At 72.6% G+C, this 25028-nt stretch carries 20 protein-coding genes, 2 tRNA genes and 1 pseudogene; 4 read left to right on the plus strand and 19 right to left on the minus strand.

The window, feature by feature from the left end; translation table 11 throughout:
* Nucleotides 1-2: 2 nt before the first annotated feature.
* Nucleotides 3-824, plus strand: coding sequence for a DUF3097 domain-containing protein (locus ACPU2J_RS11545; protein WP_361596734.1), 822 nt, complete (start codon nucleotides 3-5; stop codon nucleotides 822-824).
* Nucleotides 825-868: 44 nt separating this feature from the next.
* Here ACPU2J_RS11545 and hemW read toward each other — a convergent pair whose 3' ends face one another.
* From hemW to lepA, 3 genes are all read right to left on the minus strand, one after another.
* A complete protein-coding gene (hemW, locus tag ACPU2J_RS11550) occupies nucleotides 869-2101 on the minus strand; it encodes a radical SAM family heme chaperone HemW (RefSeq protein ID WP_361596737.1) in 1233 nt (410 codons plus the stop codon).
* Nucleotides 2102-2207: 106 nt separating this feature from the next.
* A complete protein-coding gene (locus tag ACPU2J_RS11555; protein ID WP_423833201.1) occupies nucleotides 2208-4100 on the minus strand; it encodes an AMP-dependent synthetase/ligase in 1893 nt (630 codons plus the stop codon).
* Nucleotides 4101-4334: 234 nt separating this feature from the next.
* Nucleotides 4335-6200, minus strand: a complete 1866-nt coding sequence (lepA, locus tag ACPU2J_RS11560; protein WP_361596743.1) for a translation elongation factor 4 — start codon at nucleotides 6198-6200, stop codon at nucleotides 4335-4337.
* A gap of 245 nt (nucleotides 6201-6445) precedes the next feature.
* On the opposite strand from lepA, the gene rpsT reads away from it, so the two are divergent.
* The gene (rpsT, locus tag ACPU2J_RS11565) at nucleotides 6446-6712 is read left to right on the plus strand and encodes a 30S ribosomal protein S20 (protein WP_361596746.1); all 267 of its coding nucleotides are present in this window, start codon (nucleotides 6446-6448) and stop codon (nucleotides 6710-6712) included.
* A gap of 203 nt (nucleotides 6713-6915) precedes the next feature.
* Here the strand turns inward: rpsT and holA are convergent, their stop codons facing one another.
* A complete protein-coding gene (holA, locus tag ACPU2J_RS11570; RefSeq protein WP_365492816.1) occupies nucleotides 6916-7908 on the minus strand; it encodes a DNA polymerase III subunit delta in 993 nt (330 codons plus the stop codon).
* A 61-nt stretch (nucleotides 7909-7969) separates the two neighbouring features.
* Here holA and ACPU2J_RS11575 point away from each other — a divergent pair, with 61 nt between their 5' ends.
* Nucleotides 7970-8212 carry a hypothetical protein gene (locus tag ACPU2J_RS11575; RefSeq protein WP_423833202.1) on the plus strand — a complete coding sequence of 81 codons (243 nt, stop codon included), beginning with the start codon at nucleotides 7970-7972 and terminating at the stop codon, nucleotides 8210-8212.
* Nucleotides 8213-8230: 18 nt separating this feature from the next.
* On the opposite strand, the gene ACPU2J_RS11580 is transcribed toward ACPU2J_RS11575, so the two are convergent.
* The 14 genes and pseudogenes from ACPU2J_RS11580 to ACPU2J_RS11645 all read right to left on the minus strand — a co-directional run bounded on the left by ACPU2J_RS11580 (nucleotide 8231) and on the right by ACPU2J_RS11645 (nucleotide 22620).
* Nucleotides 8231-9112, minus strand: a complete 882-nt coding sequence (locus ACPU2J_RS11580) for a YceI family protein (protein ID WP_420080820.1) — start codon at nucleotides 9110-9112, stop codon at nucleotides 8231-8233.
* Nucleotides 9113-9248: 136 nt separating this feature from the next.
* Nucleotides 9249-11633 (minus strand): annotated as a pseudogene (locus tag ACPU2J_RS11585) (ComEC/Rec2 family competence protein); the annotation flags it as partial.
* Nucleotides 11630-12385, minus strand: coding sequence for a helix-hairpin-helix domain-containing protein (locus ACPU2J_RS11590; protein WP_420080819.1), 756 nt, complete (start codon nucleotides 12383-12385; stop codon nucleotides 11630-11632). The pseudogene ACPU2J_RS11585 and the gene ACPU2J_RS11590, both read right to left, overlap by 4 nt.
* Nucleotides 12386-12918: 533 nt before the next feature.
* The gene (locus ACPU2J_RS11595; protein WP_361596761.1) at nucleotides 12919-13764 is read right to left on the minus strand and encodes a DegV family protein; all 846 of its coding nucleotides are present in this window, start codon (nucleotides 13762-13764) and stop codon (nucleotides 12919-12921) included.
* Nucleotides 13765-14030: 266 nt separating this feature from the next.
* Nucleotides 14031-14810 carry a hypothetical protein gene (locus ACPU2J_RS11600; protein WP_420080818.1) on the minus strand — a complete coding sequence of 260 codons (780 nt, stop codon included), beginning with the start codon at nucleotides 14808-14810 and terminating at the stop codon, nucleotides 14031-14033.
* A gap of 140 nt (nucleotides 14811-14950) precedes the next feature.
* Complete coding sequence (leuS, locus tag ACPU2J_RS11605) at nucleotides 14951-17821, minus strand: leucine--tRNA ligase (protein ID WP_423833203.1); 2871 nt, start codon at nucleotides 17819-17821, stop codon at nucleotides 14951-14953.
* A 257-nt stretch (nucleotides 17822-18078) separates the two neighbouring features.
* Nucleotides 18079-18151 (minus strand) — tRNA-Ala (locus ACPU2J_RS11610).
* A 131-nt stretch (nucleotides 18152-18282) separates the two neighbouring features.
* On the minus strand, nucleotides 18283-18516 hold the full coding sequence (locus ACPU2J_RS11615; protein WP_008738908.1) for a hypothetical protein: 234 nt from the start codon (nucleotides 18514-18516) through the stop codon (nucleotides 18283-18285).
* A 143-nt stretch (nucleotides 18517-18659) separates the two neighbouring features.
* Nucleotides 18660-18732 (minus strand) — tRNA-Ala (locus ACPU2J_RS11620).
* A 125-nt stretch (nucleotides 18733-18857) separates the two neighbouring features.
* Nucleotides 18858-19514, minus strand: coding sequence for a histidine phosphatase family protein (locus ACPU2J_RS11625; RefSeq protein WP_423834953.1), 657 nt, complete (start codon nucleotides 19512-19514; stop codon nucleotides 18858-18860).
* Nucleotides 19511-19957 (minus strand): ribosome silencing factor, encoded by a 447-nt coding sequence (gene rsfS, locus ACPU2J_RS11630; protein ID WP_045950430.1) that lies wholly within the window; start codon nucleotides 19955-19957, stop codon nucleotides 19511-19513. The genes ACPU2J_RS11625 and rsfS overlap by 4 nt, the downstream gene beginning before the upstream one ends.
* 119 nt (nucleotides 19958-20076) lie before the next feature.
* Entirely contained in the window at nucleotides 20077-21774 is a 1698-nt protein-coding gene (locus ACPU2J_RS11635) for an LCP family protein (protein ID WP_420080816.1), read from the minus strand.
* 24 nt (nucleotides 21775-21798) lie between these two features.
* Nucleotides 21799-22416: a nicotinate-nucleotide adenylyltransferase gene (gene nadD, locus ACPU2J_RS11640; protein ID WP_361596776.1), complete on the minus strand. Its 618-nt coding sequence runs from the start codon at nucleotides 22414-22416 to the stop codon at nucleotides 21799-21801.
* 36 nt (nucleotides 22417-22452) lie between these two features.
* Nucleotides 22453-22620: a hypothetical protein gene (locus ACPU2J_RS11645; protein WP_361596779.1), complete on the minus strand. Its 168-nt coding sequence runs from the start codon at nucleotides 22618-22620 to the stop codon at nucleotides 22453-22455.
* Between the two features lie 139 nt (nucleotides 22621-22759).
* Here ACPU2J_RS11645 and ACPU2J_RS11650 point away from each other — a divergent pair, with 139 nt between their 5' ends.
* On the plus strand, nucleotides 22760-23869 hold the full coding sequence (locus ACPU2J_RS11650; RefSeq protein ID WP_423833204.1) for a M48 family metallopeptidase: 1110 nt from the start codon (nucleotides 22760-22762) through the stop codon (nucleotides 23867-23869).
* Here ACPU2J_RS11650 and ACPU2J_RS11655 read toward each other — a convergent pair.
* The gene (locus ACPU2J_RS11655; RefSeq protein WP_420080814.1) at nucleotides 23853-24980 is read right to left on the minus strand and encodes a hypothetical protein; all 1128 of its coding nucleotides are present in this window, start codon (nucleotides 24978-24980) and stop codon (nucleotides 23853-23855) included. The two genes, ACPU2J_RS11650 and ACPU2J_RS11655, sit on opposite strands and share 17 nt — an antisense overlap.
* Between the last annotated feature and the right edge of the window lie 48 nt (nucleotides 24981-25028).

A 25028-nucleotide genomic window follows, 5' to 3' on the forward strand; every position in this document is an offset into this window, starting at 1 on the left:
GGATGCGTGAGTACTCCCCCGATCTGACCCCGCAGTGGAAGCGCCCGAAGGCCGTGCCGGAGGTGGCGGCGGAACCGGACCTGGTGGTCGAGGTGGCGGGCACGGACTTCTGCGGCGCGGTGGTGGCCTGCGAGGCGGGCACGGTCACCCTGGAGGACCGCTTCGGCAAGCGCCGGGTGTTCCCGATGGAGCCGCGCGCCTTCCTGCTGGACGGGGCCGTGGTGACGCTGGTGCGCCCGCCCCGCGGCCCGGCGGTGCCCACCCGCACGGCGTCCGGCTCCGTCGCGGTCCCCGGCGCCCGCGCGCGGGTGGCCAGGGCGGGCCGGATCTATGTGGAGGGCCGGCACGACGCCGAGCTGGTCGAGCGGGTCTGGGGCGACGACCTGCGCATCGAGGGCGTGGTCGTGGAGTACCTGGAGGGCGTCGACGACCTCCCGGCCGTGGTGGCGGAGTTCGGCCCGGCCCCGGACGCCCGCCTCGGGGTCCTGGTGGACCATCTGGTCCCGGGCTCGAAGGAGTCCCGTATCGCGGCGCAGGTGACCTCGCCGGACGTGCTCGTGGTGGGCCACCCGTACATCGACGTCTGGCAGGCCGTGAAGCCGTCCGCCCTGGGCATCCCGGCCTGGCCGGTGGTCCCCCGCGGCCAGGACTGGAAGACGGGCGTCTGCCGCGCCCTGGGCTGGCCGGAGAACACGGGCGCGGCCTGGCAGCACATCCTGTCGAAGGTGACCTCCTACCGCGACCTGGACCCCGCCCTCCTGGGCCGGGTGGAAGAGCTCATCGACTTCGTCACGGCCGAAGGACCGGGCCCGGCCGGCGCCTGAGGCGCGGGGGTCCGGGGGCTCCGCCCCGGGAGCGCGCCCGGGGCTCAGTCCACCAGGTCCCGCACCACGGCGTCGGCCAGCAGGCGTCCGCGCAGGGTCAGCACCGCCCGGCCCGCCCCGTACGGCTCCGGCTCCAGCAGGCCGTCGGCCAGGGCACGCCGGGAGGCCGCCAGGCCGGCCGGGGCCAGCAGGGACAGCGGGACGCCGTCCACCAGGCGCAGCTCCAGCAGGATCCGCTCCACCCGGCGGTCCTCCGCGGACAGCAGCTCGCGGCCGGCGCCCGGGGAGCGGCCCTCCGCCAGGGCGGCGGCGTAGGCCCCGGGGTGCTTGACGTTCCACCAGCGCACCCCGCCCACGTGCGAGTGCGCGCCCGGACCGGCGCCCCACCAGTCGGCGCCGCGCCAGTACAGCTCGTTGTGCAGGCAGCGGCCGGCCTCCGAGGTCGCCCAGTTCGAGACCTCGTACCAGGAGTAGCCGGCCTGCGCCATGACCTCGTCGGCGATCAGGTAGCGGTCGGCGTGGACGTCGTCGTCGGTCATGGGGACCTCGCCGCGGCGGATCCGCCGCGCGAGCTGGGTACCCTCCTCGACGATCAGCGCGTAGGCGCTGACGTGGTCCGGGCCGGCCCCGAGGGCGGAGGCGAGGGAGTCGCGCCAGTCCTGGTCCGTCTCGCCCGGGGTGCCGTAGATCAGGTCGAGGTTGACGTGCTCGAAGCCCGCGGCGCGGGCCTCCGCCACGCACGCCTCGGGGCGCCCGGGCGTGTGGGTGCGGTCCAGCACCTTCAGCACGTGCTGCTTGGCGCTCTGCATGCCGAAGGAGACCCGGTTGAAGCCGCCGGCGCGCAGCTCGGCCAGGTACGCCGGGTCGACGGACTCCGGGTTGGCCTCCGTGGTGATCTCGGCGTCCTCGGCCAGGCCGAACTCGTCCCGGATCGCCGCGAGCATCCGTACGAGGTCGGCGGCGGGCAGCAGGGTGGGCGTGCCGCCGCCCACGAAGACGGTGCGCACGGCCCGCGGGTCGTCGCCGAGCACCTTCCGGGCCAGGCGCACCTCGTCGATCAGGGTGTCGGCGTAGTTCTCCCGGGAGGCGAGCACGCCTCCGGTGCCCCGCAGCTCGGTGGCCGTGTAGGTGTTGAAGTCGCAGTACCCGCAGCGGGTGGCGCAGTACGGGACGTGCAGGTAGAAGCCGAGCGGCCGGTCCCCCGCGCCCGCCAGGGCGTGGGACGGCAGGGAGCCGTCTTCGGGCATGGGTTCACCGTCGGGCAGGGCGGAAGGCATACCCCCATCATCCCGCACGCGGCACCGCGCTCCGCCCGGCCCGGGCTCGGGCCACGGGGGGTGCGGGGCGGGTCACCGCCCCGCCCCGCCCGGCCCGGCGCGGCTGTCAGGCCTCGCGCGAGCCCTCGTACATCTCCTCGATCAGGTGCTTGAACTCACGCTCGACGACCGGCCGCTTCAGCTTGAGGCTGGGGGTGAGGTCGCCGTGCTCGACGTCCAGGTCGCGCGGCAGCAGCCGGAACTTCTTGACCGTCTGCCAGCGCTGGAGGCCCTCGTTGAGGGTCTGGACGTAGGTCTCGATCAGGCGGGTGGTCTCGGGCGCGGCCAGGACCTGCTGGTACGTCTTCCCCTCCAGCCCGTTCTCGGCGGCCCAGCCCACGATGGACGGCTCGTCGAGGGCGATCAGCGCCGTGCAGAAGTTCCGGTCGGCGCCGTGCACCACGATCGTGGAGACGTAGGGGCAGATCGCCTTGAACCGGCCCTCGATCTCCGCCGGTGCGACGTACTTGCCGCCGGAGGTCTTGATCAGGTCCTTCTTGCGGTCGGTGATGCGCAGGTAGCCGTCCGGCGAGAGCTCGCCGATGTCGCCGGTGTGCAGCCAGCCGTCGGACTCCAGGACCTCGGCGGTCTTCTCGGGCTGGCCGTGGTAGCCCTGCATGATGCCGGGTCCGCGCAGCAGCACCTCGCCGTCGTCGGCGATGCGGACCTCGGTGCCGGGGAGCGGCTTGCCGACCGTGCCGGTGCGATAGGCCTCGCCCGGGTTGACGAAGGAGGCCGCGCTGGACTCCGTCAGGCCGTAGCCCTCCAGGATGTGGATGCCCGCGCCGGAGAAGAAGAAGCCGATGTCGGGGGCCAGGGCGGAGGCGCCGGAGACGGCCGCCCGGAGCTTGCCGCCGAAGGCGTCGCGGAGCTTGGAGTAGACGAGCGCGTCGGCGATCCGGTGCTTGGTGGTGAGACCGAAGGGGGCGCTGGCACGGCCGGTGCGGCGGAAGTTGTCCTGGGTGACCTTCGCGTATTCGCGGGCGACGCCGGCGGACCACTGGAAGATCTTGTACTTGGCGCCGCCCGCGGCCCGGGCCTTGGCGGCGACGCCGTTGTAGACCTTCTCGAAGATGCGCGGTACGGCGGCCATGTACGTGGGCTGCACGACCGGCAGATTCTCGATGATCTTGTCGATGCGGCCGTCGACGGCCGTCACGTGGCCCGCCTCGATCTGCCCGGAGGTCAGCACCTTGCCGAAGACGTGGGCCAGGGGCAGCCAGAGGTACTGGACGTCGTCCTTGCCGATCAGGCCGGTGGCGACCATGGCTTTGGCCAGGTACGACCAGTTGTCGTGGAGCAGCCGGACACCCTTGGGCCGGCCCGTGGTGCCGGACGTGTAGATGAGGGTGGCGAGCTGTTGCGAGGTGATGGACGCGATGCGCTCGTCGACCGCCTCCGGGTGCTTGGCGAGGTGCTCGCGGCCCTTGGCCTCCAGGTCCGCCAGCGAGAGCACCCAGCCCTCGGGGTCCCCTTCGGCGGGCACCGCGTCGGCGGCCTCCATGACCACGACGTGGCGCAGCTTCGGCAGGTCGGCGCGGCGTTCCCGGGCCTTGGCCAGCTGCGCGCCGTCCTCGGCGATCAGCAGCCGGCTCTCGGAGTCGGCGAGGATGAACGCCGACTCGTCGGCGTTGGTGCTGGGGTAGATCGTGGTGACCGCGCCGCCGGCGCACATCACGCCGAGGTCGGAGAGGATCCACTCGACGCGCGTGTTGGAGGCGAGCGCGACCCGGTCCTCCGTCTCCAGGCCGAGGGCGACCAGCCCGGCCGCGATGGCGAAGACCCGCTCCGCCGCCTGGCCCCAGCTGAGGGACTTCCAGTCGTCGGGAGCGCCCTGGCCGCCGGCTGAGGGCACCGGGTACCGGTAGGCCTCCGCATCGGGCGTCGCTGCGACGCGCTCAAGGAAGAGCACCGCCACGGTGGGCGGGCGGTTCTCGAGATAGGTCTTCGTGTCGCTCACGACATCCTCCGGACCGAACCACGCGGGCGTGCGTGGGCGTGGGGCGCTGGGGGCGCTTGGGACTGGCGGGTTTGCAGCCGTTGGCTTTCTGAACTGGCGAGTAACCGTCGAGCAGTGATCAGACTAGAGGCCGTGCGGCGTACGCGTAAGAGCCCGCGAGCGGCCGGTTCATAACGAAACAGGCCCCCGCGCCGGTGCGCGGGGGCCTGTGTGCGCCGGGTGACGCGGCAGTGGCTACTTCTTCTTGGCGCCGGACTCGTCACTGGAGAGGACGGCGATGAAGGCCTCCTGCGGGACCTCCACGGAGCCGACCATCTTCATGCGCTTCTTGCCTTCCTTCTGCTTCTCCAGCAGCTTCCGCTTACGGGAGATGTCACCGCCGTAGCACTTGGCGAGGACGTCCTTGCGGATGGCGCGGATGGTCTCGCGGGCGATGACGCGGGAGCCGATCGCGGCCTGGACGGGGACCTCGAAGGCCTGCCGCGGGATGAGCTCGCGCAGCTTGGCGACGAGGCGCACGCCGTAGGCGTAGGCGGCGTCCTTGTGGCAGACGGCGGAGAAGGCGTCGACCTTGTCGCCGTGCAGCAGGATGTCGACCTTGACCAGGCTGGAGGCCTGCTCGCCGGTGGGCTCGTAGTCGAGGGAGGCGTAGCCGCGCGTCTTGGACTTCAGCTGGTCGAAGAAGTCGAAGACGATCTCCGCGAGCGGGAGGGTGTAGCGGATCTCGACGCGGTCCTCGGAGAGGTAGTCCATGCCGAGGAGGGTGCCGCGGCGCTGCTGGCACAGCTCCATGATCGCGCCGATGAACTCGGTCGGGGCGAGCACCGTGGCCCGCACGACCGGCTCGAAGACGTCCTTGATCTTGCCTTCGGGGAACTCGCTCGGGTTGGTGACGGTGACTTCCTTGCCGTCCTCCAGGACCACCCGGTAGACCACGTTGGGCGCGGTCGCGATCAGGTCCAGGCCGAACTCGCGCTCCAGGCGCTCGCGGACCACGTCCAGGTGCAGCAGGCCGAGGAAGCCGACGCGGAAGCCGAAGCCGAGCGCCGCCGAGGTCTCCGGCTCGTAGACCAGCGCGGCGTCGTTGAGCTGGAGCTTGTCCAGGGCCTCGCGCAGGTCCGGGTAGTCCGAGCCGTCCAGCGGGTACAGGCCCGAGAAGACCATCGGCTTCGGGTCCTTGTAGCCGCCGAGGGCCTCGGTCGCGCCGTTGTGCAGGCTGGTGATGGTGTCACCGACCTTGGACTGACGGACGTCCTTCACGCCGGTGATGATGTAGCCCACCTCGCCGACGCCGATGCCGTCGGCCGGCGTCATCTCCGGGGAGGAGACACCGATCTCCAGCAGCTCGTGGGTGGCGCCGGTGGACATCATCCTGATGCGCTCGCGCTTGTTGAGCTGGCCGTCGACCACACGGACGTACGTCACGACGCCGCGGTACGAGTCGTAGACCGAGTCGAAGATCATCGCGCGGGCGGGGGCGTCCTTGACGCCGACCGGGGCCGGGACGGTGGCGACGACCTTGTCCAGCAGGGCGTCGACGCCCATGCCGGTCTTCGCGGAGACGCGCAGCACGTCGTCGGGGTCGCAGCCGACCAGGTTCGCGAGCTCCTCGGCGAACTTCTCCGGCTGGGCGGCCGGCAGGTCGATCTTGTTGAGGACCGGGACGATCGCGAGGTCGTTCTCCATCGCCAGGTACAGGTTGGCGAGGGTCTGCGCCTCGATGCCCTGGGCGGCGTCCACCAGGAGGATCGTGCCCTCGCACGCGGCGAGGGAGCGCGAGACCTCGTAGGTGAAGTCGACGTGCCCGGGGGTGTCGATCATGTTGAGGATGTGGGTGTTGCCCTGACCCTCGCCCGTGGTGGGCGCCCAGGGCAGCCGCACCGCCTGGGACTTGATCGTGATGCCGCGCTCACGCTCGATGTCCATGCGGTCGAGGTACTGGGCGCGCATCTGCCGCTGGTCGACGACACCGGTGAGCTGGAGCATCCGGTCGGCAAGGGTCGACTTGCCGTGGTCGATGTGCGCGATGATGCAGAAATTGCGGATCAGCGCCGGGTCGGTACGGCTCGGCTCGGGCACGTGGCTGGGGATCGCGGGCACGCAGTGTCCTGATTCTCGGGTCGCAGTCGGAACGAAGTCTGAGGCGAAAGTTCGGATCTCGTCGCCTTCGTCGGCGCGATGTCGGATCTGTACGCAGGCTCCCATGGTCCCATGGACGGGGCAGTGCGCTCGGTTTGGGCTGCCCGGAGGGCGCCTGGTACCCTGGGCAGCTGTGTCTCGTGTGCCCTCTCAGCTCTCGGGACACAGTCGGAAGATAAACCTCTGAACCTGAAAAGGCTCTTTTCGTGGCGAACATCAAGTCCCAGATCAAGCGGAACAAGACCAACGAGAAGGCGCGCCTGCGCAACAAGGCCGTCAAGTCGTCGCTCAAGACCGCGATCCGCAAGGCCCGCGAGGCCGTCCTCGCCGGTGACGTCGAGAAGGCCACCGTGGCTTCCCGCGCCGCCGCGCGTGCGCTCGACAAGGCTGTCTCGAAGGGTGTCATCCACAAGAACGCCGCCGCCAACAAGAAGTCGGCGCTGGCTGCCAAGGTCGCCACCCTCCAGGGCTGAGCTCCCTGATGTGATCGCCGGGTAGGGATCCAGTGGGCCCTCTCTCCCACTCCTGACCGGCACCCCGCTCCGCACACGAAGCGTTCGCCACGCGGGTGCGGAGCAACCGAGAAGTAACCGGAGGCCCCGGCCGCCACTCTTCCCCAGGGTGGTGTCCGGGGCCTTCGCGTTCCCGGGCCCGGCCTCGGGCGGGCGAGCGGGCCTCAGCGGCGCTGGGGGCGGGCGGCGCGGGCCACCGCGACCACCGCCTTCTCCAGGGCGTACTCGGGGTCGTCGCCGCCGCCCTTGACGCCCGCGTCGGCCGCGGCGACCGCGCGCAGGGCGTCCGAGACGCCGTCCGCCGACCATCCCCGCATCTGCTGGCGGACCCGGTCGATCTTCCACGGCGGCATGCCGAGGTCGCGGGCCAGGTCGCCGGGGCGGGCACCGCGCGGGGCCGAGGCCAGCTTGCCGATCGCGCGGACCGCCTGGGCCAGCGCGCTGGTGATCAGGACCGGGGCCACGCCCGTGGCCAGCGACCAGCGCAGGGCTTCCAGGGCCTCCGCCGCCCGCCCCTCGACCGCCCGGTCGGCGACCGTGAAGCTGGAGGCCTCGGCGCGGCCCGTGTAGTAGCGCCCGACGACGGCCTCGTCGATGGTGCCCTCGACGTCCGCGCACAGCTGGGCCGCCGCGCTGGCCAGCTCGCGCAGGTCGCTGCCGATGGCGTCGACGAGAGTCTGGCAGGCTTCCGGGGTGGCCGACCGGCCCAGTGTGCGGAACTCGCCCCGGACGAACGAGAGCCGGTCGGCGGCCTTCGTCATCTTCGGGCAGGCGATCTCCCGGGCACCCGCCTTGCGGGCCGCGTCCAGCAGCCCCTTGCCCTTGGCCCCGCCGGCGTGGAGGAGGACCATGACGATCTCCTCGTAGGGCGCGTCGAGGTAGGCCTTGACCTCCTTGACGGTGTCAGCCGAGAGGTCCTGCGCATTGCGCACGACCAGCACCTTGCGCTCCGAGAAGAGCGAGGGGCTGGCCAGCTCGGCGAGGGTGCCGGGCTGGAGCTGGTCGGAGGTGAGGTCCCGGACGTCGGTGTCGGCGTCGGCGGCGCGGGCGGCCGCCACCACCTCCCGTACGGCGCGGTCGAGCAGCAGCTCCTCCTGGCCCACCGCGAGGGTGAGCGGGGCGAGCGGATCGTCGGTGGGGTTCTTCCTGGTGGCCATCGCCCCCAGGATCCCACGCCGCACCGACAGCGCCCCGCGCCGCGTGCCCGAGAATGTTCGGGTGAACCTGCGACATGTACTCGTCCTGCCCGACCGAGACGCCGCCGAGGAGGTGGCGCAGGAGGTCGTGGACCGCTTCGGACTCTCGGAGGAGCCGCAGCTGGTGCGCGACGCCCTCGCCGGCGAGGACGACGCCGAGGACGCCCAGTGGCTGGTGGTCGTCGAGGACCCGCGGGAACGGCTCGACGCCACCTCACTGGACGACCTCGCCGCCGAGTACGAGGGCTGGCTGGAGGCCCCCTGAGACCCGGGGGCGCTCCGGTCAGGCCTTGCGCACGATCTGGACGTCCAGGGTCACGTCCACGCTCGAACCGATCGCCGCGATCCCCTGCGCCAGCATCGACTGCCAGTTGAGGGTGAAGTCCTCGCGGTGCAGTTCGGCGGTGGCCCGGCAGGCGGCCCGCACCTCGCCCTCCATGCCCGTGCCCAGGCCCAGGTACTGGGTGTCGAGGGTGACCGACCGGCTCACCCCGTGCAGGGTGAGGGCGCCGGCGACGGCCCAGCGGCTGCCGGTGCGGTGGATGAACCGCTCGCTGTAGAACTCCACCGTGGGGTGGCGGGCGGCGTCCAGGAAGTCCCCCGACCGCAGGTGGTCGTCCCTCAGCCGCATCCCCGTGTCGATGCTCGCCGCATCGATGATCACGTGCATGGTGGAGTCCTCCATGCGGTCGGCTATGCGGACCGCCCCGGCGAACGTGTTGAACCGTCCGTGGATCCGGGCCAGCCCGATGTGCCGGGCCGTGAAGCCGATCGACGAATGCGCGGGGTCCAGCTCCCAGTGGCCCGGCTGCGGCAGGACCGGCGGTTCCACCGCGTCGAGGATGATCTCCCCGGTCCCCGGCTGCACCGGGTCGCCCACCAGGGTCACGCCGTGGAACGGGGCGTACCCCTCGGCCGTGACGAGCAGCCGGTACTCCCCCTCGGGCACGGCCGCGGTGAAGCCGCCGAACGGGTCGGTCTCGCCCGTGACGATCTTCCGGCCGATGGGGTCCGTCACCTCGAACGCGGCCTGGCGGACCGGCCTGTGGACCGTGTCGAGGACCCGGTAGCTGAGCAGACGCGCCGTGGGCGGCAGCGTCAGTGTCGCGGATGTGTGCGGGCTGGAACTTCCGGCCGACTCCATCCCCCGTCGGCGACCGAACATGACTGACGCACCCCCGTGCTGTGTGGACTTGGACCGTGCTGGCGAAGACGCATTCGATCATGCTGTCGGGTTGTGGGCAAACAGAGTGGTCGCGCCCGGTATGCCCACGACCGATCCGGCGCCTGTTGGCCGGAAAAGCACGCATCCGGACGCCGGTCCCGCTGACGGCGATCGAACCGTCGGTGTCCGTGCGCAACACCGTGGCCCCCACCGCCCGCAGGCGTGCGAGCGTACCGGGCGCGGGGTGTCCGTAGCGGTTTTTTGTACCGACCGGAACAATCGCGAGCCGTGGCCGGATCCGGTCGTGCAGTGCGGGATCCTGGTGTGCGGATCCGTGGTGGGCGACCTTGAGGACGTCGACCGGACCGAGGTCCGGACGGCCCCTCAGCAGGGCCTGCTGCGCCGGTGGTTCGAGGTCTCCCAGCAGGAGCAGGGTCAGCCCCGCGCGGCGGACCAGCAGGACCACGCTGGCGTCGTTGGGACCCTCCGGGGGCGGCCCGGCGGCCGGCGGCCACAGCACCTCCCACTCCAGGGGTCCGGCCCGGCGCCGCTCCCCCTGGACCGCGTGGACGACCGGCACGCCGGCCTCCCGCGCGACCCGGTGGACGAACGCGGCCTGTGCGGGCGGCTCCTGCAGCCCCGTCGCCTGGATCAGCCCCACCGAGCGCCCGCGCAGCACCCCGGACAGGCCTCCCACGTGGTCGGCGTGGAAGTGCGTCAGCACCAGCATCGGCACCCGTCGCACGCCGAGGGCGCGCAGGCAGCCGTCCACGGGCCCGGGCTCCGCGCCCGCGTCCACCACCACGGCCTCCCCGGGGCCGACGGCGAGCACGGCGGCGTCCCCCTGCCCCACGGCGCACTGCACGTAGCCCCAGTCGGGCGGGGGCCAGCCGGTGACCGTGCGGGTGAGCTGCGGCGGCCTCAGCACGGCGAGCACGAGGAGCAGTGCCAGGACGGTGCACAGCCGGCGCCGTCGGCGTGAGCGGGCACCGGCCCGGACCGCGACCACGAGGACAGCGGTGGCCGCGGCCAGCAGCAGGCCGCCGGTGAGTCCGCCGGGCCAGGCCAGCTCGGCCCCCGGGAACCCGGCGCCGGTCCGGGCCACGGCCGCGATCCATCCGGCGGGCACCCCGGCGCACCGGGCGAGCAGCTCCGCCGCGGGCATCCACAGCGGCGCCACCGCCAGCGCGGCGAACCCGAGGACCGTGGCCGGTCCGGCGGCGAGCTCCGCGAGCAGGTTGCACGGCACCGCCACCAGGCTGACCCGGGCGGCGAGCACGGCGACCACGGGGGCGCACACCGCCTGGGCGGCAGCGGCGGCGGCCAGGGCGTCGACGAGCCGGGGTCCCGCCCCGCGCCCGAGCAGGGCCCGGCTCCAGCGCGGGGCGAGGGTGAGCAGCGCCCCGGTGGCCAGGACGGAGAGCAGGAAGCCGTAACTGCGGGCCAGCCACGGGTCGTAGAGCACCAGGAGCAGCACGGCGGCCCCCAGGGCGGGGATCAGGGACCTGCGCCGCCCGGTGGCGATGGCCAGCAGGGTGACCGACCCGCAGGCCGCGGCGCGCAGCACGCTCGGCTCGGGCCGGCACACCACCACGAAGGCCAGCGTGAGGGCGGCCCCGCACAGCGCGGTCGCCCGCAGCGAGAGCCCGAGCCGGGGTGCCAGCCCGCGCCGCTCCGCCCGCTGGGCGCTGCCCGGGGGACCGATCAGCAGGAACAGCACCACCGTCAGGTTCGACCCGGAGACGGCCAGCAGGTGCAGCAGGTCCGTGGCCCGGAAGGCCTCGTGGAGGTCGGCCGGGACCCTGGAGGTGTCCCCGACGACCAGCCCCGGCAGCAGGGCCCTGGCGTCCGGCGCCAGCCCCTCGGTCGCCTCGCGCAGGCCCGCCCGCAGCCGTCCCGCGACGCGCTGGGCGGCATTCGGACCGCCCGTCACCCGGGGCGGGGCGTCACTCGCCGGGCGCAGCACCGCGACGGCCCGCTCCCCGTTCCTCCCGGGGCCCGCGCGGGCGACCACCACCAGCCGTGTGGAGGGCTGCAGCCGGGCCCACTCCGCGTGCGCGGCCAGGACCCGGACGGGCGTCCGGACCCGTGTGCTCCGCCCGTCGGGCCCGGTCACCCGGCCGACCACCGCGTCCAGCACCACCACCGGCGGTCCGCTCCCGCTCCGGGAGGTGCGCGGATCGGAGGCGACGGTGAGCTCGGCGAGCACCCGGGCGTGCTGCCGTGCCAGCCCGGCGACCGGGCCGGCCCGCGCCTCGGCCTGGTCGAGCCCCGCCACGGCCGCCCCGGCGGCCGCGCAGAGCAGGGCCGCGGCCACCGCGGGGGCGGTCCCCCACCGCGGTCCCGTGCGCCGCCCCGCGACGAGCAGGAGCAGGCCCGCCCCGGTGACGGCCAGGGCCACCCCGGCGGCGGCAAGGCCGGCCGGCGCGTCCAGTGCGAGAGCGGCCGCCGCCCAGGCGGCCACGGCGGGGACGGCGATCCGCAGGTCCGGCGGAGCGCCCGGCTCTTCGGGGCGGTTCACGGCCGCACCAGCCCGCGCAGCTCGGCGAAGCGGCGCTCGCCGATCCCGTCGACCTGCCGGAGCTCCTCCACCGAGCGGAAGCCCCCGCGGGCCGTGCGGAAGTCGACGATGTGCTGGGCCAGGACGGGCCCCACCCCCGGCAGGCCGTCGAGCTGCGCGACCGTGGCGGACGCCAGGCTGAGCGGGCCGGCGGCCGTCCCGCTCACGGCGCCGCCCGCGGCCCCGCCCGACGATGCGGCCGCGAGCCCGCCGGGCGGTGGCTGGACGGGGACTCCGACCAGCAGGTGTTCGCCGTCGAGGAGCACCCGGGCGCGGTTGAGCCCGGTGGTGTCGGTGCCCGGGCGCACTCCGCCGGCGGCCGCCAGCGCGTCCTCCACCCGCGAGCCCACGGGCAGCCGCCGCACCCCGGGCTCCCGCACCTTCCCCCCGACGTCCACCACGATCCGTGCCGTGGCAGCGGCCGCACCCGGCCCGGCCGGCGGCCCGGCGGAGGCCGTCGCGCCGGCCGGGACCACGCCGGGGGCGACCACCGCCGGAACGGTCACCTCCTGCGGCCGGGAGGTCCAGAACTGCTGCCCTGCGAAGCCGACGGCGACGACCAGCACCACCCCGACGGCGGCCACCGTGCGCGGCTCGACCCCGCAGCGGGCCTGCAGCCACAGCGGCAACCGTTCCCGTACGGCCAGGCTCCGCCCGGACACCGGGGTCACGACGGCCTGCCGGCCCGGCGGCTCCCCGGGCTCCTCCCCCACGGGCGGCGCCGCCGGCGGCCCCACCCCACCCACCGGAGGCTCCGCGAACACCTCCACCGGAGGCGGAGGCGGAGGCGGGCCGGGCGCCGGAGCCACCGGACCCGTGGGAGGCGGCTCGGGGTCGTCCGCGTCCACCTGGCGCGGCACGGGAGGCCGCGCGGGGGCTCGGCCCACCGGATGCGGTCCGCCGCCGAGCAGGGCTTCGGCCCTCCGCAGCACCTCCCCCGGATCCGGCCGCGGCCGGGGAGGCCCCGGCGGCTGCGGGCGCTGCCGTGGATAGGCGAGTTCGCCGCGGAGGCGGGGACGGCCGCGGCGGAGACGCAGGCGGCCGTCGGAGTGCGGGGTGCGAACCGGGCCACCACCGGCGCCGGCGCGGCCCGGGCCACCACCAACGACGGCGCCCGAAGGGTGTCGAGTACGCATGCGAAGAGTCATGCGACGACCGTAGGGGCCGTCCCGGATCCCCGTTCGGAACCTTCAATTCCGGTGGATTGCTGCCCCGTTGTGGATAACCGCGCCACTCGTTCCGGTGATCAGCGGGGCGAGACGACCGCCGCGAGCAGCCCCGGGCCCGTGTGTGCGCCGATCACCGCACCGACCTCGCTCACGTGCAGTTCCACCAGGCCGGGAATCCGCTCGCGGAGCCGCTCCGCGAGCTTCTCGGCCCGCTCGGGAGCCGCGAGATGGTGCACCGCCACGTCGACGGCGGCGGAGCCCGCACGCTCGACGGCCAGCTCCTCCAGGCGCGCGATGGCCTTGGACGCCGTGCGCACCTTCTCCAGCATCTCGATCCGCCCGCCGTCCAGCGTCAGCAGGGGCTTCACGGCCAGGGCCGACCCGAGGAGGGCCTGCGCGGCTCCGATCCGGCCGCCGCGGCGGAGGTAGTCGAGGGTGTCGACGTAGAAGTAGGCGGCCATGTCCGCCGCCCGCTTCTCGGCCGCGGCGACGGCCTCGTCCACGGAGCCCTCGGCCTCGGCCACCTCCGCGGCGGCCAGCGCGCAGAAGCCGAGGGCCATGGCGACCATGCCCGTGTCGACGACACGGACGGGCACGGGCGCCGTCCGGGCGGCGACCACGGCGGCGTCGTAGGTGCCGGAGAACTCGGAGGACAGGTGCAGGCTGACGATGCCGGTCGCCCCGGCGTCCGCCGCCTCGCGGTAGGCACGGACGAACTGCTCGGGGCCGGGCCGCGAGGTCGTGACCGACCGGCGCTTCTGCAGGGCGACGGCCAGGCTGCGCGCCGAGATCTCGGTGCCCTCCTCCAGCGCCTCCCCGCCCAGCACCACGGTGAGCGGGACGGCCGTGATCCCGTGCCGCTCCATGGCCGGCCGGGGCAGGTAAGCCGTGGAATCGGTGACGATGGCGACATGGCGGGACATGAGGCGGAGGTTACCGCCCGCCGGGGCCGGACGGCAGCCTGGCCCCGGCATGAATCCTCCCCCACCTCACCGGCCCCCGGGCCCCCACCCGCCACACAGCCGGGGACGCGTCCGTACACGCGGCCGGGAGCCGTTCACCGGCCGCCGGAGGGGACGACCTCGGAGCGGCCCTCGGACGGGGTCACGCGGGCGTCAGAAGGCACTCAGGAGGCCTTGGGGCGGCCACCGAGCCGCCCCTCTCCACCGCGCCCCAGGCCCCCGGACCCTCAGGTCGTGGTCTCCGGGCGCGGCGCCTTCTGCCAGGGGTACTGGGGCTGCGGCGCGGGCGCGTCCAGAGCAGGCCGCTGCCGCTCCTCGCCCCGTCCCGCCGAGGCCTGCGCCGTACCCGCGGCCCCCGGGGCCTGGGCGGCATCCGCCGCGGATCCGCTCGCCGGCGCCTGTGCGGCCGCCTGCGCGGCGTCCCAGGCCGCCGCGACCTCCGCCAGCTCGTCCACCTGCGGCTCCCGCTGCCAGTCCCGCAGCGCCCCGGACTCCATCCGGATCTGCTCCGACAGCGAGGACAGCTCGTCCTCCGCGAAACGGCTCGCGCGGTCGCGCGCGGCCCACCGCAGCGAGTCGGCGGCCTGCGTGATCTTGGCCGTACGTTCCCGCAGGTCGGGCATGCGCTCCCCGATCCGCTGCCGGTCCGGATCCTGCTCCAGCATCTTCAGCTCGTCGTCCAGATCGCGTCCGTGCGCGCTCAGTCGCTCGAACAGCATGATCGATTCCTTGAGCGAGGCGTCCACGCGCGCCCCCTCCTGCAGCGCCTGCTGCGTCGAGCGCATCGACGTCCGCAGGTCCAGCCGCAGCTGCGCCAGTGCACCCGCGACCCCGACCTGGCCGAAGCTCTTGGCCCGCAGGGTCGTGTCCTCGACCGTCCTGCGCGCCTGCGAGATCGTCCGGTCCACCCCCCGCTTGGTGGCCTTGGCCACCTTCACGGTGGCGTACCCCAGGCCGAGGAAGGTGATGAGCACCATCAGCGCGAAGATGATCAACGCGGCCTCCATGAGTGTCCCTTCCCCGGTCCCCGCTGACTCTTGTCCGTCCCCTCCACCGTAAACGCCGCGGGCAGGCCAGGGGTTCCATTCGAACCCCCAACCTGCCCGTACGGGATCTCCCCGATGCCGGGGCAGCGCCTTCCGGCGGCTCAGACGACGATGTTCACCAGCTTCGGAGCGCGCACGATGACCTTGCGGATCTCCGCGCCGCCCAGCGCCGCGACGACCGCCGCGTCGTTGACCGCCAGCTGCTCCAGGTCGGCCTCCGAGATCGCCGGCGAGACCTCCAGACGGGCCTTGACCTTGCCCTTGACCTGCACGACGCAGGTCACGGTCTCGTCCACGACGTAGGCCGGGTCCGCCACCGGGAAGTCCTGGTGGACGACCGACTCGGTGTGGCCCAGCCGGTGCCACAGCTCCTCCGCGATGTGCGGGGCCAGCGGGGCGACCAGCAGCACCAGGCGCTCCGCCACGGACCGCTCCAGCGGCCGGCCGGCCTTCGTCAGCGCGTTGTTCAGCTCGGTGATCTTCGCGATGGCGGTGTTGAAGCGCAGGCCTGCCAGGTCCGCCCCGGCCCCGTCGATGGCCTTGTGCAGGGCACGCAGCGTGTCCTCGCCCGGCTCGGCGTCGACGACGGTGACCGCGCCGGTCTCCTCGTCCACGATGTTGCGCCACAGGCGCTGCAGCAGGCGGTACTGGCCGACGACGGCCCGGGTGTCCCACGGACGGGAGACGTCCAGCGGGCCCATCGCCATCTCGTACAGGCGCAGGGTGTCCGCGCCGTACTCCTCGCAGATCTCGTCGGGCGTGACGGCGTTCTTCAGGGACTTGCCCATCTTGCCGTGCTCGCGCCTGACCTGCTTGCCCTCGTGGAAGTAGGCGCCGTCGCGCTCCTCCACCTCGGCCGCCGGGACGTACACGCCGCGCTCGTCGGTGTAGGCGTACGCCTGGATCATGCCCTGGTTGAACAGCTTGTGGAACGGCTCCGCCGAGGACACGTGGCCCAGGTCGAACAGCACCTTCGACCAGAACCGGGCGTACAGCAGGTGCAGCACCGCGTGCTCGGCGCCGCCCACGTACAGGTCGACACCGCCGTGCGGGGCGCCCTCGCGCGGACCCATCCAGTACTGCTCGATCTCCGGGTCGACCAGCGCGGACGCGTTGTTCGGGTCCAGGTAGCGCAGCTCGTACCAGCAGGAACCGGCCCAGTTGGGCATGGTGTTGGTCTCGCGGCGGAAGGAGCGGACACCGCGGCCGTCGCCCAGGTCCAGCTCGACGTTCACCCACGCCTCGTTGCGCGACAGCGGGGTCTCCGGCCGGGAGGCCGCGTCGTCGGGCTCGAAGGTGCGCGGCGAGTAGTCCTCGACCTCGGGCAGCTCCAGCGGCAGCATCGACTCGGGCAGGGCGTGCGCGACGCCGTCCTCGTCGTAGACGATCGGGAAGGGCTCGCCCCAGTACCGCTGGCGGCTGAACAGCCAGTCGCGCAGGCGGAAGTTGACGGTGCCCTCGCCGATGCCGCGGCCGGCCAGCCACTCGGTGATGGCGGCCTTGGCCTCGACGACGCCCAGGCCGTCCAGCGAGATGCCCTCGCCGGCCGAGTTGACCAGCTTCGCGTCGTAGGAGACGAAGGCGTCCTCCCACGCGGCCGGGTCGGTGCCGCGGCCGTCGGTGGGCTCGACCACGCAGCGGATCGGCAGCTCGAAGGCGCGCGCGAACTCGAAGTCGCGGGCGTCGTGGGCCGGGACGGCCATGATCGCGCCGGTGCCGTAGCCCATCAGCACGTAGTCGGCGATGAAGACCGGGACCTTCTCGCCGCTGACCGGGTTGACCGCGTACTCGCCGGTGAAGACGCCGGTCTTGTCCTTGGCCTCGGCCTGGCGCTCGACGTCCGACTTGGAGGCGGCCTGCTTGCGGTAGGCGGCCACGGCCTCGGCGGGCGTGGCGTGACCGCCCGTCCACACGTCGTGGGTGCCCTCGGGCCAGGCGGCCGGAACGAACTTCTCGACCAGCGGGTGCTCGGGGGCCAGGACCATGTAGGTGGCGCCGAACAGGGTGTCGGGGCGGGTGGTGAAGACGGTGATCGCCTCGTCGCCCAGCGCGAAGTCGACGCGCGCGCCCTCGCTGCGGCCGATCCAGTTGCGCTGCTGCAGCTTGATGGCCTCGGGCCAGTCCAGCGCGTCCAGGTCGTCCAGCAGGCGGTCCGCGTAGGCCGTGATGCGCATGTTCCACTGGCTCAGGCGGGACTTGAACACCGGGAAGTTGCCGCGCTCGGAGCGGCCGTCCGCGGTGACCTCCTCGTTGGCCAGTACGGTGCCCAGCCCGGGGCACCAGTTGACCGGCGCGTCGGAGGCGTAGGCCAGCCGGAAGCCGTTCAGGACGTCGGCCCGCTCGGCGGCGGTCAGCGCGCTCCAGGCACGGCCGCCGGGGACCTCGCGGGAGCCGTCCTCGAAGCCGGCGACCAGCTCGGTGATCGGGCGGGCCTTCTGCGCGTCGGCGTCGTACCAGGAGTTGTAGATCTGCAGGAAGATCCACTGGGTCCACTTGTAGTAGTCCGGGTCGATCGTCGCGAACGACCGGCGCTTGTCGTGGCCCAGGCCCAGCCGGCGCAGCTGGACCTTCATGTTCTCGATGTTCGCCTCGGTGGACACCCGCGGGTGAGTGCCGGTCTGCACGGCGTACTGCTCGGCCGGCAGGCCGAAGGCGTCGAAGCCCAGGGTGTGCAGGACGTTGTGGCCGGTCATCCGCTGGTGGCGGGCGAAGACGTCGGTGGCGATGTACCCCAACGGGTGGCCCACGTGCAGGCCGGCGCCGGACGGGTAGGGGAACATGTCCATGATGAACTTCTTGGGCCGCGCGACCACCGCGGGGTCCCCGGCCAGGTCACCGGTCGGGTTCGGCGCCTCGTAGGTGCCCTGCGCGTCCCATACGTCCTGCCAGCGTGCCTCGATGTCGGCGGCCATGGCAGCCGTGTAACGGTGCGCCTCGGCCACCTCGGGGGCCGGGGTGTTCGTCTCGCTCATGATTCCTGAAGCTCCATCGATCGTCTCTGCCGTCTCTGCCTGCCCAAACGAAAAAACCCCTCGCACAGGAGGGGGCGCCGCGCCGAGGCCGACCGTCTCGAAGGGTCGGTACTGATCAGCGCGGCTCGGTAAGCAGAAGGCGTACGGCACGCATGGCGTCAGGGTACCGCAGCGGCCCCGGCCGCCGCCCGGTCGCTCCACCTGACGGCACAACGAGAAAGCGGGCCACCCGATCCGGGTGGCCCGCTTCTTCACTGTGGAGCTAAGGAGAATTGAACTCCTGACCTCCTGCATGCCATGCAGGCGCTCTACCAACTGAGCTATAGCCCCTTGCCCTGCCTGCCGCTTCGGTTTCCCTTGCCGGTTCCCCTTGGCGACGTCCCAAACATTACACGGTCATGGCCCTGGTCCAAAAATCGGTTTCCGCCGACCGAAGGCCATGTCCGTTTTGGGGCTGTTCGTCACGCTCTCGCGAACTGGTAGAACCGCTTGAGCGTGCAGTGCTCGTCCAGCAGCCGACCGTAGATCGGCTCCCCCTCCAGCTCCCGGTACGTCTCGATCGGGTCGCCTTTTATGATCAGCGCCCGCGCGCATTCCTCGCACCAGTACTGGTAGTCGGGGTTGACCGGGTCCATGTCCCGGACGATCGGCGTGCCGTTGTTGCACCAGTCGCACCGGCGCCGGTGTGCACCCATCCGTCAGCGACTCCCTCCCGCGTCGGGCCGTCGACTCCCCCTCCGGCTGTCCGATTCTGCCACGCCGGTGCGGGCCAGGTCAGCAAACGCAAAGGGTACAAAAGCAAGGATCCCGCCCCCTGTTGGGGACGGGATCCTGATTGTGGAGCTAAGGAGAATTGAACTCCTGACCTCCTGCATGCCATGCAGGCGCTCTACCAACTGAGCTATAGCCCCGCTCTCCGCTGCGCTTCCCCCGTCTCCGGTGTTCTTCGCTGCGAACAAGAAGAACTCTAGCCTGCGACCAGCCGGAAAGTGAAATCCGGGTCCGGGCCGCGCCACGGGAAGCGACAGGGAGCCGTTCAGTCGTCGTCGCCGAGCACCGGTTCCGGCAGCGTGCCGGCGTTGTGCTCCAGCAGCCGCCAGCCTCGCACGCCCTCGCCGAGCACCGACCAGCAGCAGTTGGAGAGCCCGCCCAGGCTCTCCCAGGACCGGGCTTCGAGGCCCAGCAGCCGGCCGATCGTCGTGCGGATGGTGCCGCCGTGGCTGACCACGACGAGCGTGCCGCCCCGCGGCAGCCGGCCGGTGTGGTCCAGGACCACGGGTGCGGCGCGGTCGGCGACCTCGGTCTCCAGCTCACCGCCGCCGCGGCGAACCGGTTCGCCGCGCTTCCACGCCGCGTACTGCTCGCCGTACTTCTCGACGATCTCCTCGTGCGTCAGGCCCTGCCACTCGCCGGCGTACGTCTCGCGCAGCGCGGCGTCGTGCGTCACGGCCAGGCCCGTGACGGCGGCCAGCTCGGCCGCGGTGGCCGCGGCCCGCTTGAGGTCGGAGGCCACGATGGCGTCCGGCTTCAGCGAGGCGAGCAGCCGGGCGGAGCGGCGCGCCTGCGCCAGGCCCGTCTCGGTCAGCTCGATGTCCGTGGAGCCCTGGAAGCGCCGCTCCAGGTTCCACGAGGTCTGGCCGTGCCGCCACAGGACGATCTTCCGGCCGGAGCGGCCCGAGGTGCTCGCGCTCAGAACAGATCACCGTCCAGCTCGTCGTCGCCCTGCGCCTCGCGGAGCTTGGCGTGCTCCTCGGCCTTGCCGATCGTGAGCTTGGCGTCCTCGGGGAGCTCGATCTCGGGGCAGTCCTTCCACAGGCGCTCCAGCGCGTAGAAGACGCGCTCCTCGCTGTGCTGGACGTGGACGACGATGTCGACGTAGTCGAGCAGGATCCAGCGGGCGTCGCGGTCGCCCTCGCGGCGCACCGGCTTGGCGCCGAGCTCCTTCAGCAGGCGCTCCTCGATCTCGTCGACGATCGACTTGACCTGGCGGTCGTTGGGCGCCGAGGCGAGCAGGAAGGCGTCGGTGATCGACAGCACGTCGCTGACGTCGTACGCGATGATGTCGTGCGCGAGCCGGTCGGCCGCGGCCTGGGCGGCGGTGGTGATGAGCTCGATGGAGCGGTCCGTGGCGGTCACTGGCCATGCTTTCGGGTTGGCGGGCAGATCCTTACAAGGGTCTCATGTACCGCCGACGGCGCCCGCGCGGAATGTTCCGCACGGGCTCGGGCCCGCCCCGGGACGGGCCCGAGCCCCGGTCAGGACGGCTTGTAGTCCTTGCCCAGGATCACCACGACCTCGGCGTTCACGACGCCGTCCGCCTTCTTCACGACCGTCTCGGGAAGCCCCAGCGTCTTGGCGACGTCGATCGCCCGCTCGCGCTGCGCGTCGTCCTGGTAGGTGATCTGCGTGGTGCCGGCCGTCTTGTCGGCCTTGCCTCCGTCGACGAAGGTGTAGCCGCCGTTCTTCAGCGCCGCCATGGCCGCGACCTGCGTCTTCTCGTCGCCGGTGGCGTCCTTGAGGCCGACGCGCGGGGAGGCGCCGGGCTGCGACGCGGCCGCGGATCCGCCCAGGACCTCCTTGACGACCTTCGTGTTGGCCTCGTCCGTGAGCCTGCCGTCCGCCTTCACCGTGAGGAGGTCGGTGCGGTGGTCGCCCACCTTGGCGTGCTCGGCCAGCCGGGCCAGCAGCGCGCCGAGGGTCTGCGCGTTCAGGGCCGGGTCGAGGATCTGCCCGATGCTCTCGACCGTCACCGCGGCGGCCTTGGGGTCGCTGGGCACCTTGCGCAGGACCGCGAGGAGCACCTTCCCCAGCCGCTCCAGCTGCTTGGCCTCCGGCTCGCCCTGGCCGCGGTACGTGGCGTAGGCCACCGCCATCGGGCCGCTCAGGCTCTGCTTCTGGCCCTGGCCCACGGCGGGCGCCTTGGCCGCGTCGTCGGCCGGGACGGCGGTGTCGGTGTCGACCTCGATGCCGCCGACCAGCTCGACCAGGTTCTCCAGGAAGGGGGTGTCCAGGCGCCAGGTGCCGCCGATGCCGGTGCCCAGTACGGCGTCCAGGGCCTCACGGGTGCCGAGGCCGCCCTCCTCGACCGCCTTGCCGAGCGGGACGGCGGTCCCGTCCTGGCTGCTGACGGAGAGGTTGTTCGGCAGGAGGACGGTGGCGCCCCGCTTGGTGGTGACGTTGTCGACGAGCAGCGCGGAGGAGGTGCCGCCCTTCTTGGTGTTGTGCACGTGCACGACGATCATGTCGCGCTTCTGCGCGCCCGCGTCGGCGGCCTGCGCGGGCTTCGTGGAGCCGGGGCCGTCGAGGAAGGGCAGCTTGCCCGCGTACCAGAGGTAGCCGAGTCCGCCGACGACGAACAGGGCGAGGACGACGATCAGCGCGACCACGCGGTTGCGGCCGCGGCGGCGGGCCTCCTCGCGGCGCTCGGTACGGCTCTCGGTGAACTTCAGCCAGTCGATGACGTCCTCGGAGTCCTCGTCCGGCTGGTCGATGAAGGCGAACATCTCCGTGCGGTAGTCACGGTCGTCCGCCCCGGCCTCCGGCCGGCGCGGCTCGGGGACCTGTCCGGCGGGCCGCTCCCCGGGGGCCTGGGGACCGGGGGCCTGCGAGTGGGGCGCCTGGGGGTGGGGCGCCTGCTGCTCGGGAACCGCCTGCTCGGGGGCCGTCTGCTGCGGGATCCACTGCTGCGTCTGCTGCTGGACCTGCTGCGGCTCGTACCCGTAGGAGGGCTGCTGCGGGTACTCCTGCCGGCCGTAGTCCTGGGGCTGCTGCGGGTAGTACTCCTGCTGCGGCTGCGCGTACCCCTGGTGGTCGTAGCCGTACTGCTGCTCGTACGCGGAGGCCGGCCCGGCGGGCGCCTGGCCGTACACGGGCCGGCCGTACGCGTCGTAGCCGATGAGCTGCTGCTGCTCGTGCGCGGCATACGGGTCGTACGGATCCTGTCGGTCGTTCACCGCGGGGCCCCTCTCTCCGGAAGCTCAGGCTCCCCGGTACAGCTCACGCTTGTCGATGTAGCGCACCACGCCGTCCGGCACCAGGTACCAGACGGGATCCCCCTTCGCGACCCGCGCACGGCAGTCCGTGGACGAGATCGCCAGCGCGGGCACCTCGACGAGGGAGACGCCGCCCTCGGGCAGCCCGTCGTCGGTGAGCACGTGGCCCGGCCGGGTGACGCCGATGAAGTGGGAGAGCGAGAAGAGCTCGTCGGCGTTCCGCCAAGTCAGGATCTGTGCGAGGGCGTCGGCACCCGTGATGAAGAACAGGTCGGCGTCGTCGTTCAGCGCCTTGAGGTCCCGCAGCGTGTCGATCGTGTACGTCGGCCCGCCGCGGTCGATGTCGATGCGGCTGACCGAGAACTGGGGGTTCGACGCCGTGGCGATGACCGTCATCAGGTAGCGGTCCTCGGCGGGCGAGACCGCACGCTGGGACTTCTGCCACGGCTGACCCGTCGGCACGAACACCACCTCGTCGAGGTGGAAAAGGGCGGCCACCTCGCTGGCGGCCACCAGGTGTCCGTGGTGGATCGGGTCGAATGTCCCGCCCATCACTCCGAGCCGGCGCTTGACCGGACCGGTAGGCATTTCCTGCTCTCCCATGAGCGCAGAGCCTACTGGCCCGGCGGACCGGTCCGACTAGCGGTCGCGGTTCAGGCGCGTGGTGATCCAGAGCATCAGCATCAGGATGACGAACGCGGCGCCGCCGGTCAGGTAGGGGTTGAGGCTTTCGTGGTTGCCGCCGTGCTGCTCGGCCCCCTCCGAGGCGAGGACGACCAGGTTGTGGGCGGTGGAGGACAGGCTCATCAGGCAGGTACCTATCGAGTCGGGGAGCGGGCGGAGACTTCGCTCACATCGTATGCGGGTGCCCGGGGCACGCTCGCGCCGACTCAGGCGTTGGAGAGGATAGACGCAGGGTCGGGAAGGTCGACAAGGGGAGGGCGCTATGACGGAGACGGGATTCGAGAAGGCACCGACACGGGACCGCAGGAGGTTCCCCGGTATCTCCTCACGGGCGTACGAACACCCGGCGGACCGCTCCGCCCTGGTGGCGCTGCGCAGGCTGAGCGGTTTCGACACGGTGTTCAAGGCCCTGAGCGGGCTGCTCCCGGAGCGGAGCCTGCGGCTGCTGTTCCTGTCGGACTCGGTGCGGGTGGGCGAGACGCAGTTCCCGCACCTGTACGCGATGCTCCGGGACGCCTGTTACATCCTGGACCTGGAGAAGGTCCCGCAGATGTACGTGCAGCAGGACCCGCGGCCCAACGCGATGTGCATCGGGCTGGACGAGCCGATCATCGTGGTGACCACGAGCCTCGTCGAGCTGCTCGACGAGGAGGAGATGCGGGCGGTCGTCGGCCACGAGGTGGGCCACGCGCTGTCGGGGCACTCGGTGTACCGCACGATCCTGCTGTTCCTGACCAACCTGGCGCTGAAGGTGGCGTGGATCCCGCTGGGCAACGTGGCGATCATGACGATCGTGACCGCGCTGCGGGAGTGGTTCCGCAAGTCGGAGCTGTCGGCCGACCGGGCCGGGCTGCTGGTGGGCCAGGACGTGACGGCCTCGATGCGCGGGCTGATGAAGCTGGCGGGCGGCAACCACCTCCACGAGATGAACGTGGACGCCTTCCTGGAGCAGGCCGACGAGTACGAGAAGGGCGGCGACCTGCGGGATTCCGTGCTGAAGATCCTCAACATGCTGCCCCGTACGCACCCCTTCACCACGGTCCGGGCGGCCGAGCTGAAGAAGTGGTCGGAGAGCCGGGACTACCAGCGGATCATGGACGGCCACTACCCGCGCCGCGACGAGGACAAGGACACCTCGGTCACGGACTCCTTCCGGGAGTCGGCCGCCCACTACGCCGACTCGGTGCGCACCAGCAAGGACCCGCTGTTCAAGCTGGTCGGCGACATCGCGGGCGGCGCGGCCGACATGGGCGGCAGGCTGCGCGACAAGTTCACGGCGGCGGCGGGCGGCGCGGCCGCGCCCGGGAAGGACAGGAGCGCCGACTCCGGCGGCTCCGAGGGCACGGCCGACGGGGCTACCGGGCGGGGCTGACCACAGCGGGCGGCTGCGGCACGGCCGGCGCGGACGGTGTCGCGAGGACGCCGCACAGCCCTGCCGCGCGCCGCGGCCGGCCGTCGGCGTACGGATCGCTCGCGGCCGGGCCCACGGTGGTGGGGGCCGCGCCGGCCAGGAGCGGGCGGAATCCCGCGGCGGGGTCGGCCGAGCAGTCCTGCGGTCCGGCCATGACGTAGGCCGAGGCCAGTTCCAGCCTGCGGGCGGCCAGGTCCTCCCGGTCGAACCGCAGCCGCAGCTCGCGCCGCACGGTGAACAGCGAGGCCCCGTCCGCCGCGGCCGGGACGCCGGTGGCCGGCCGCACGGCGTACACGAAGGTGTGGTCGGTGGTGACCTCCAGGACGTCCGAGGTCACCTCCTCGAAGGAGAGGGTTCCGCTCACCCGGACCCGGGGGTCGGCCATCACGGCGGTGCCCGCGTCGAAGCGGACCAGCCAGCCGGTGGCCGCGTGCCGGCCGTCCCCGGACGGCGAGGTCATGCTGCGGTCGAACTGCTCCGTCTGGTCCGGGTCGAGCAGGACGCGCACCGGGCGGACCGCCGTCCCGGCCAGCACGTCGGGGTCCAGGGAGGACTGCACCAGGTAGTCCTTGGCGATGGACAGCGCGGTGACGATCTGCACGTCGGTGAAATGGTGCGTGCGCCGCACGGCGGGCAGGGTGATCCCGGCCGCCCCGACCCGGTAGTCGGCCGCGGGGCTCTTCGCGTACAGCTCGGGCGGGAGCCCGCCGGGCACGGCGGTCGTCGGGGCGAGCGGCACCACGGTGCTGGTGAGCGCCTGGGCGGGTCCCCCGGGCGGGGGCAGGTAGGGGCTGCGCAGCCCCATGTAGACGGCGAAGGCGAAGGCCGTGGCGATGAGCAGCACGAGCAGCATGCCCTGCCGGGCGCCCCGGCCGGGGGTGCTGGTCCGGGGTGCGCTGCCGCCGGACCAGAGGGACCGGCTGCGGACGGCCCGGGCGTGCTCGCCCATGCGTTCCTGGGCGGAGTACTCCTGGAGCCGGGCGGCCCGGACGAAGTCCTCGTCGAACACCACCGAGCGGTAGTCGTCGTCGCCGTCGGGGGTTCCGTCGGGTGGATCTCCTGGTACGGCCATCGCTTCTCCCCGCTGTCCCCGCTTCAGAGAAGCCCCCGGCTGATGCGA

The sequence above is a fragment of the Streptomyces manipurensis genome, assembly GCF_049570255.1.
Taxonomy (GTDB): domain Bacteria; phylum Actinomycetota; class Actinomycetes; order Streptomycetales; family Streptomycetaceae; genus Streptomyces; species Streptomyces manipurensis.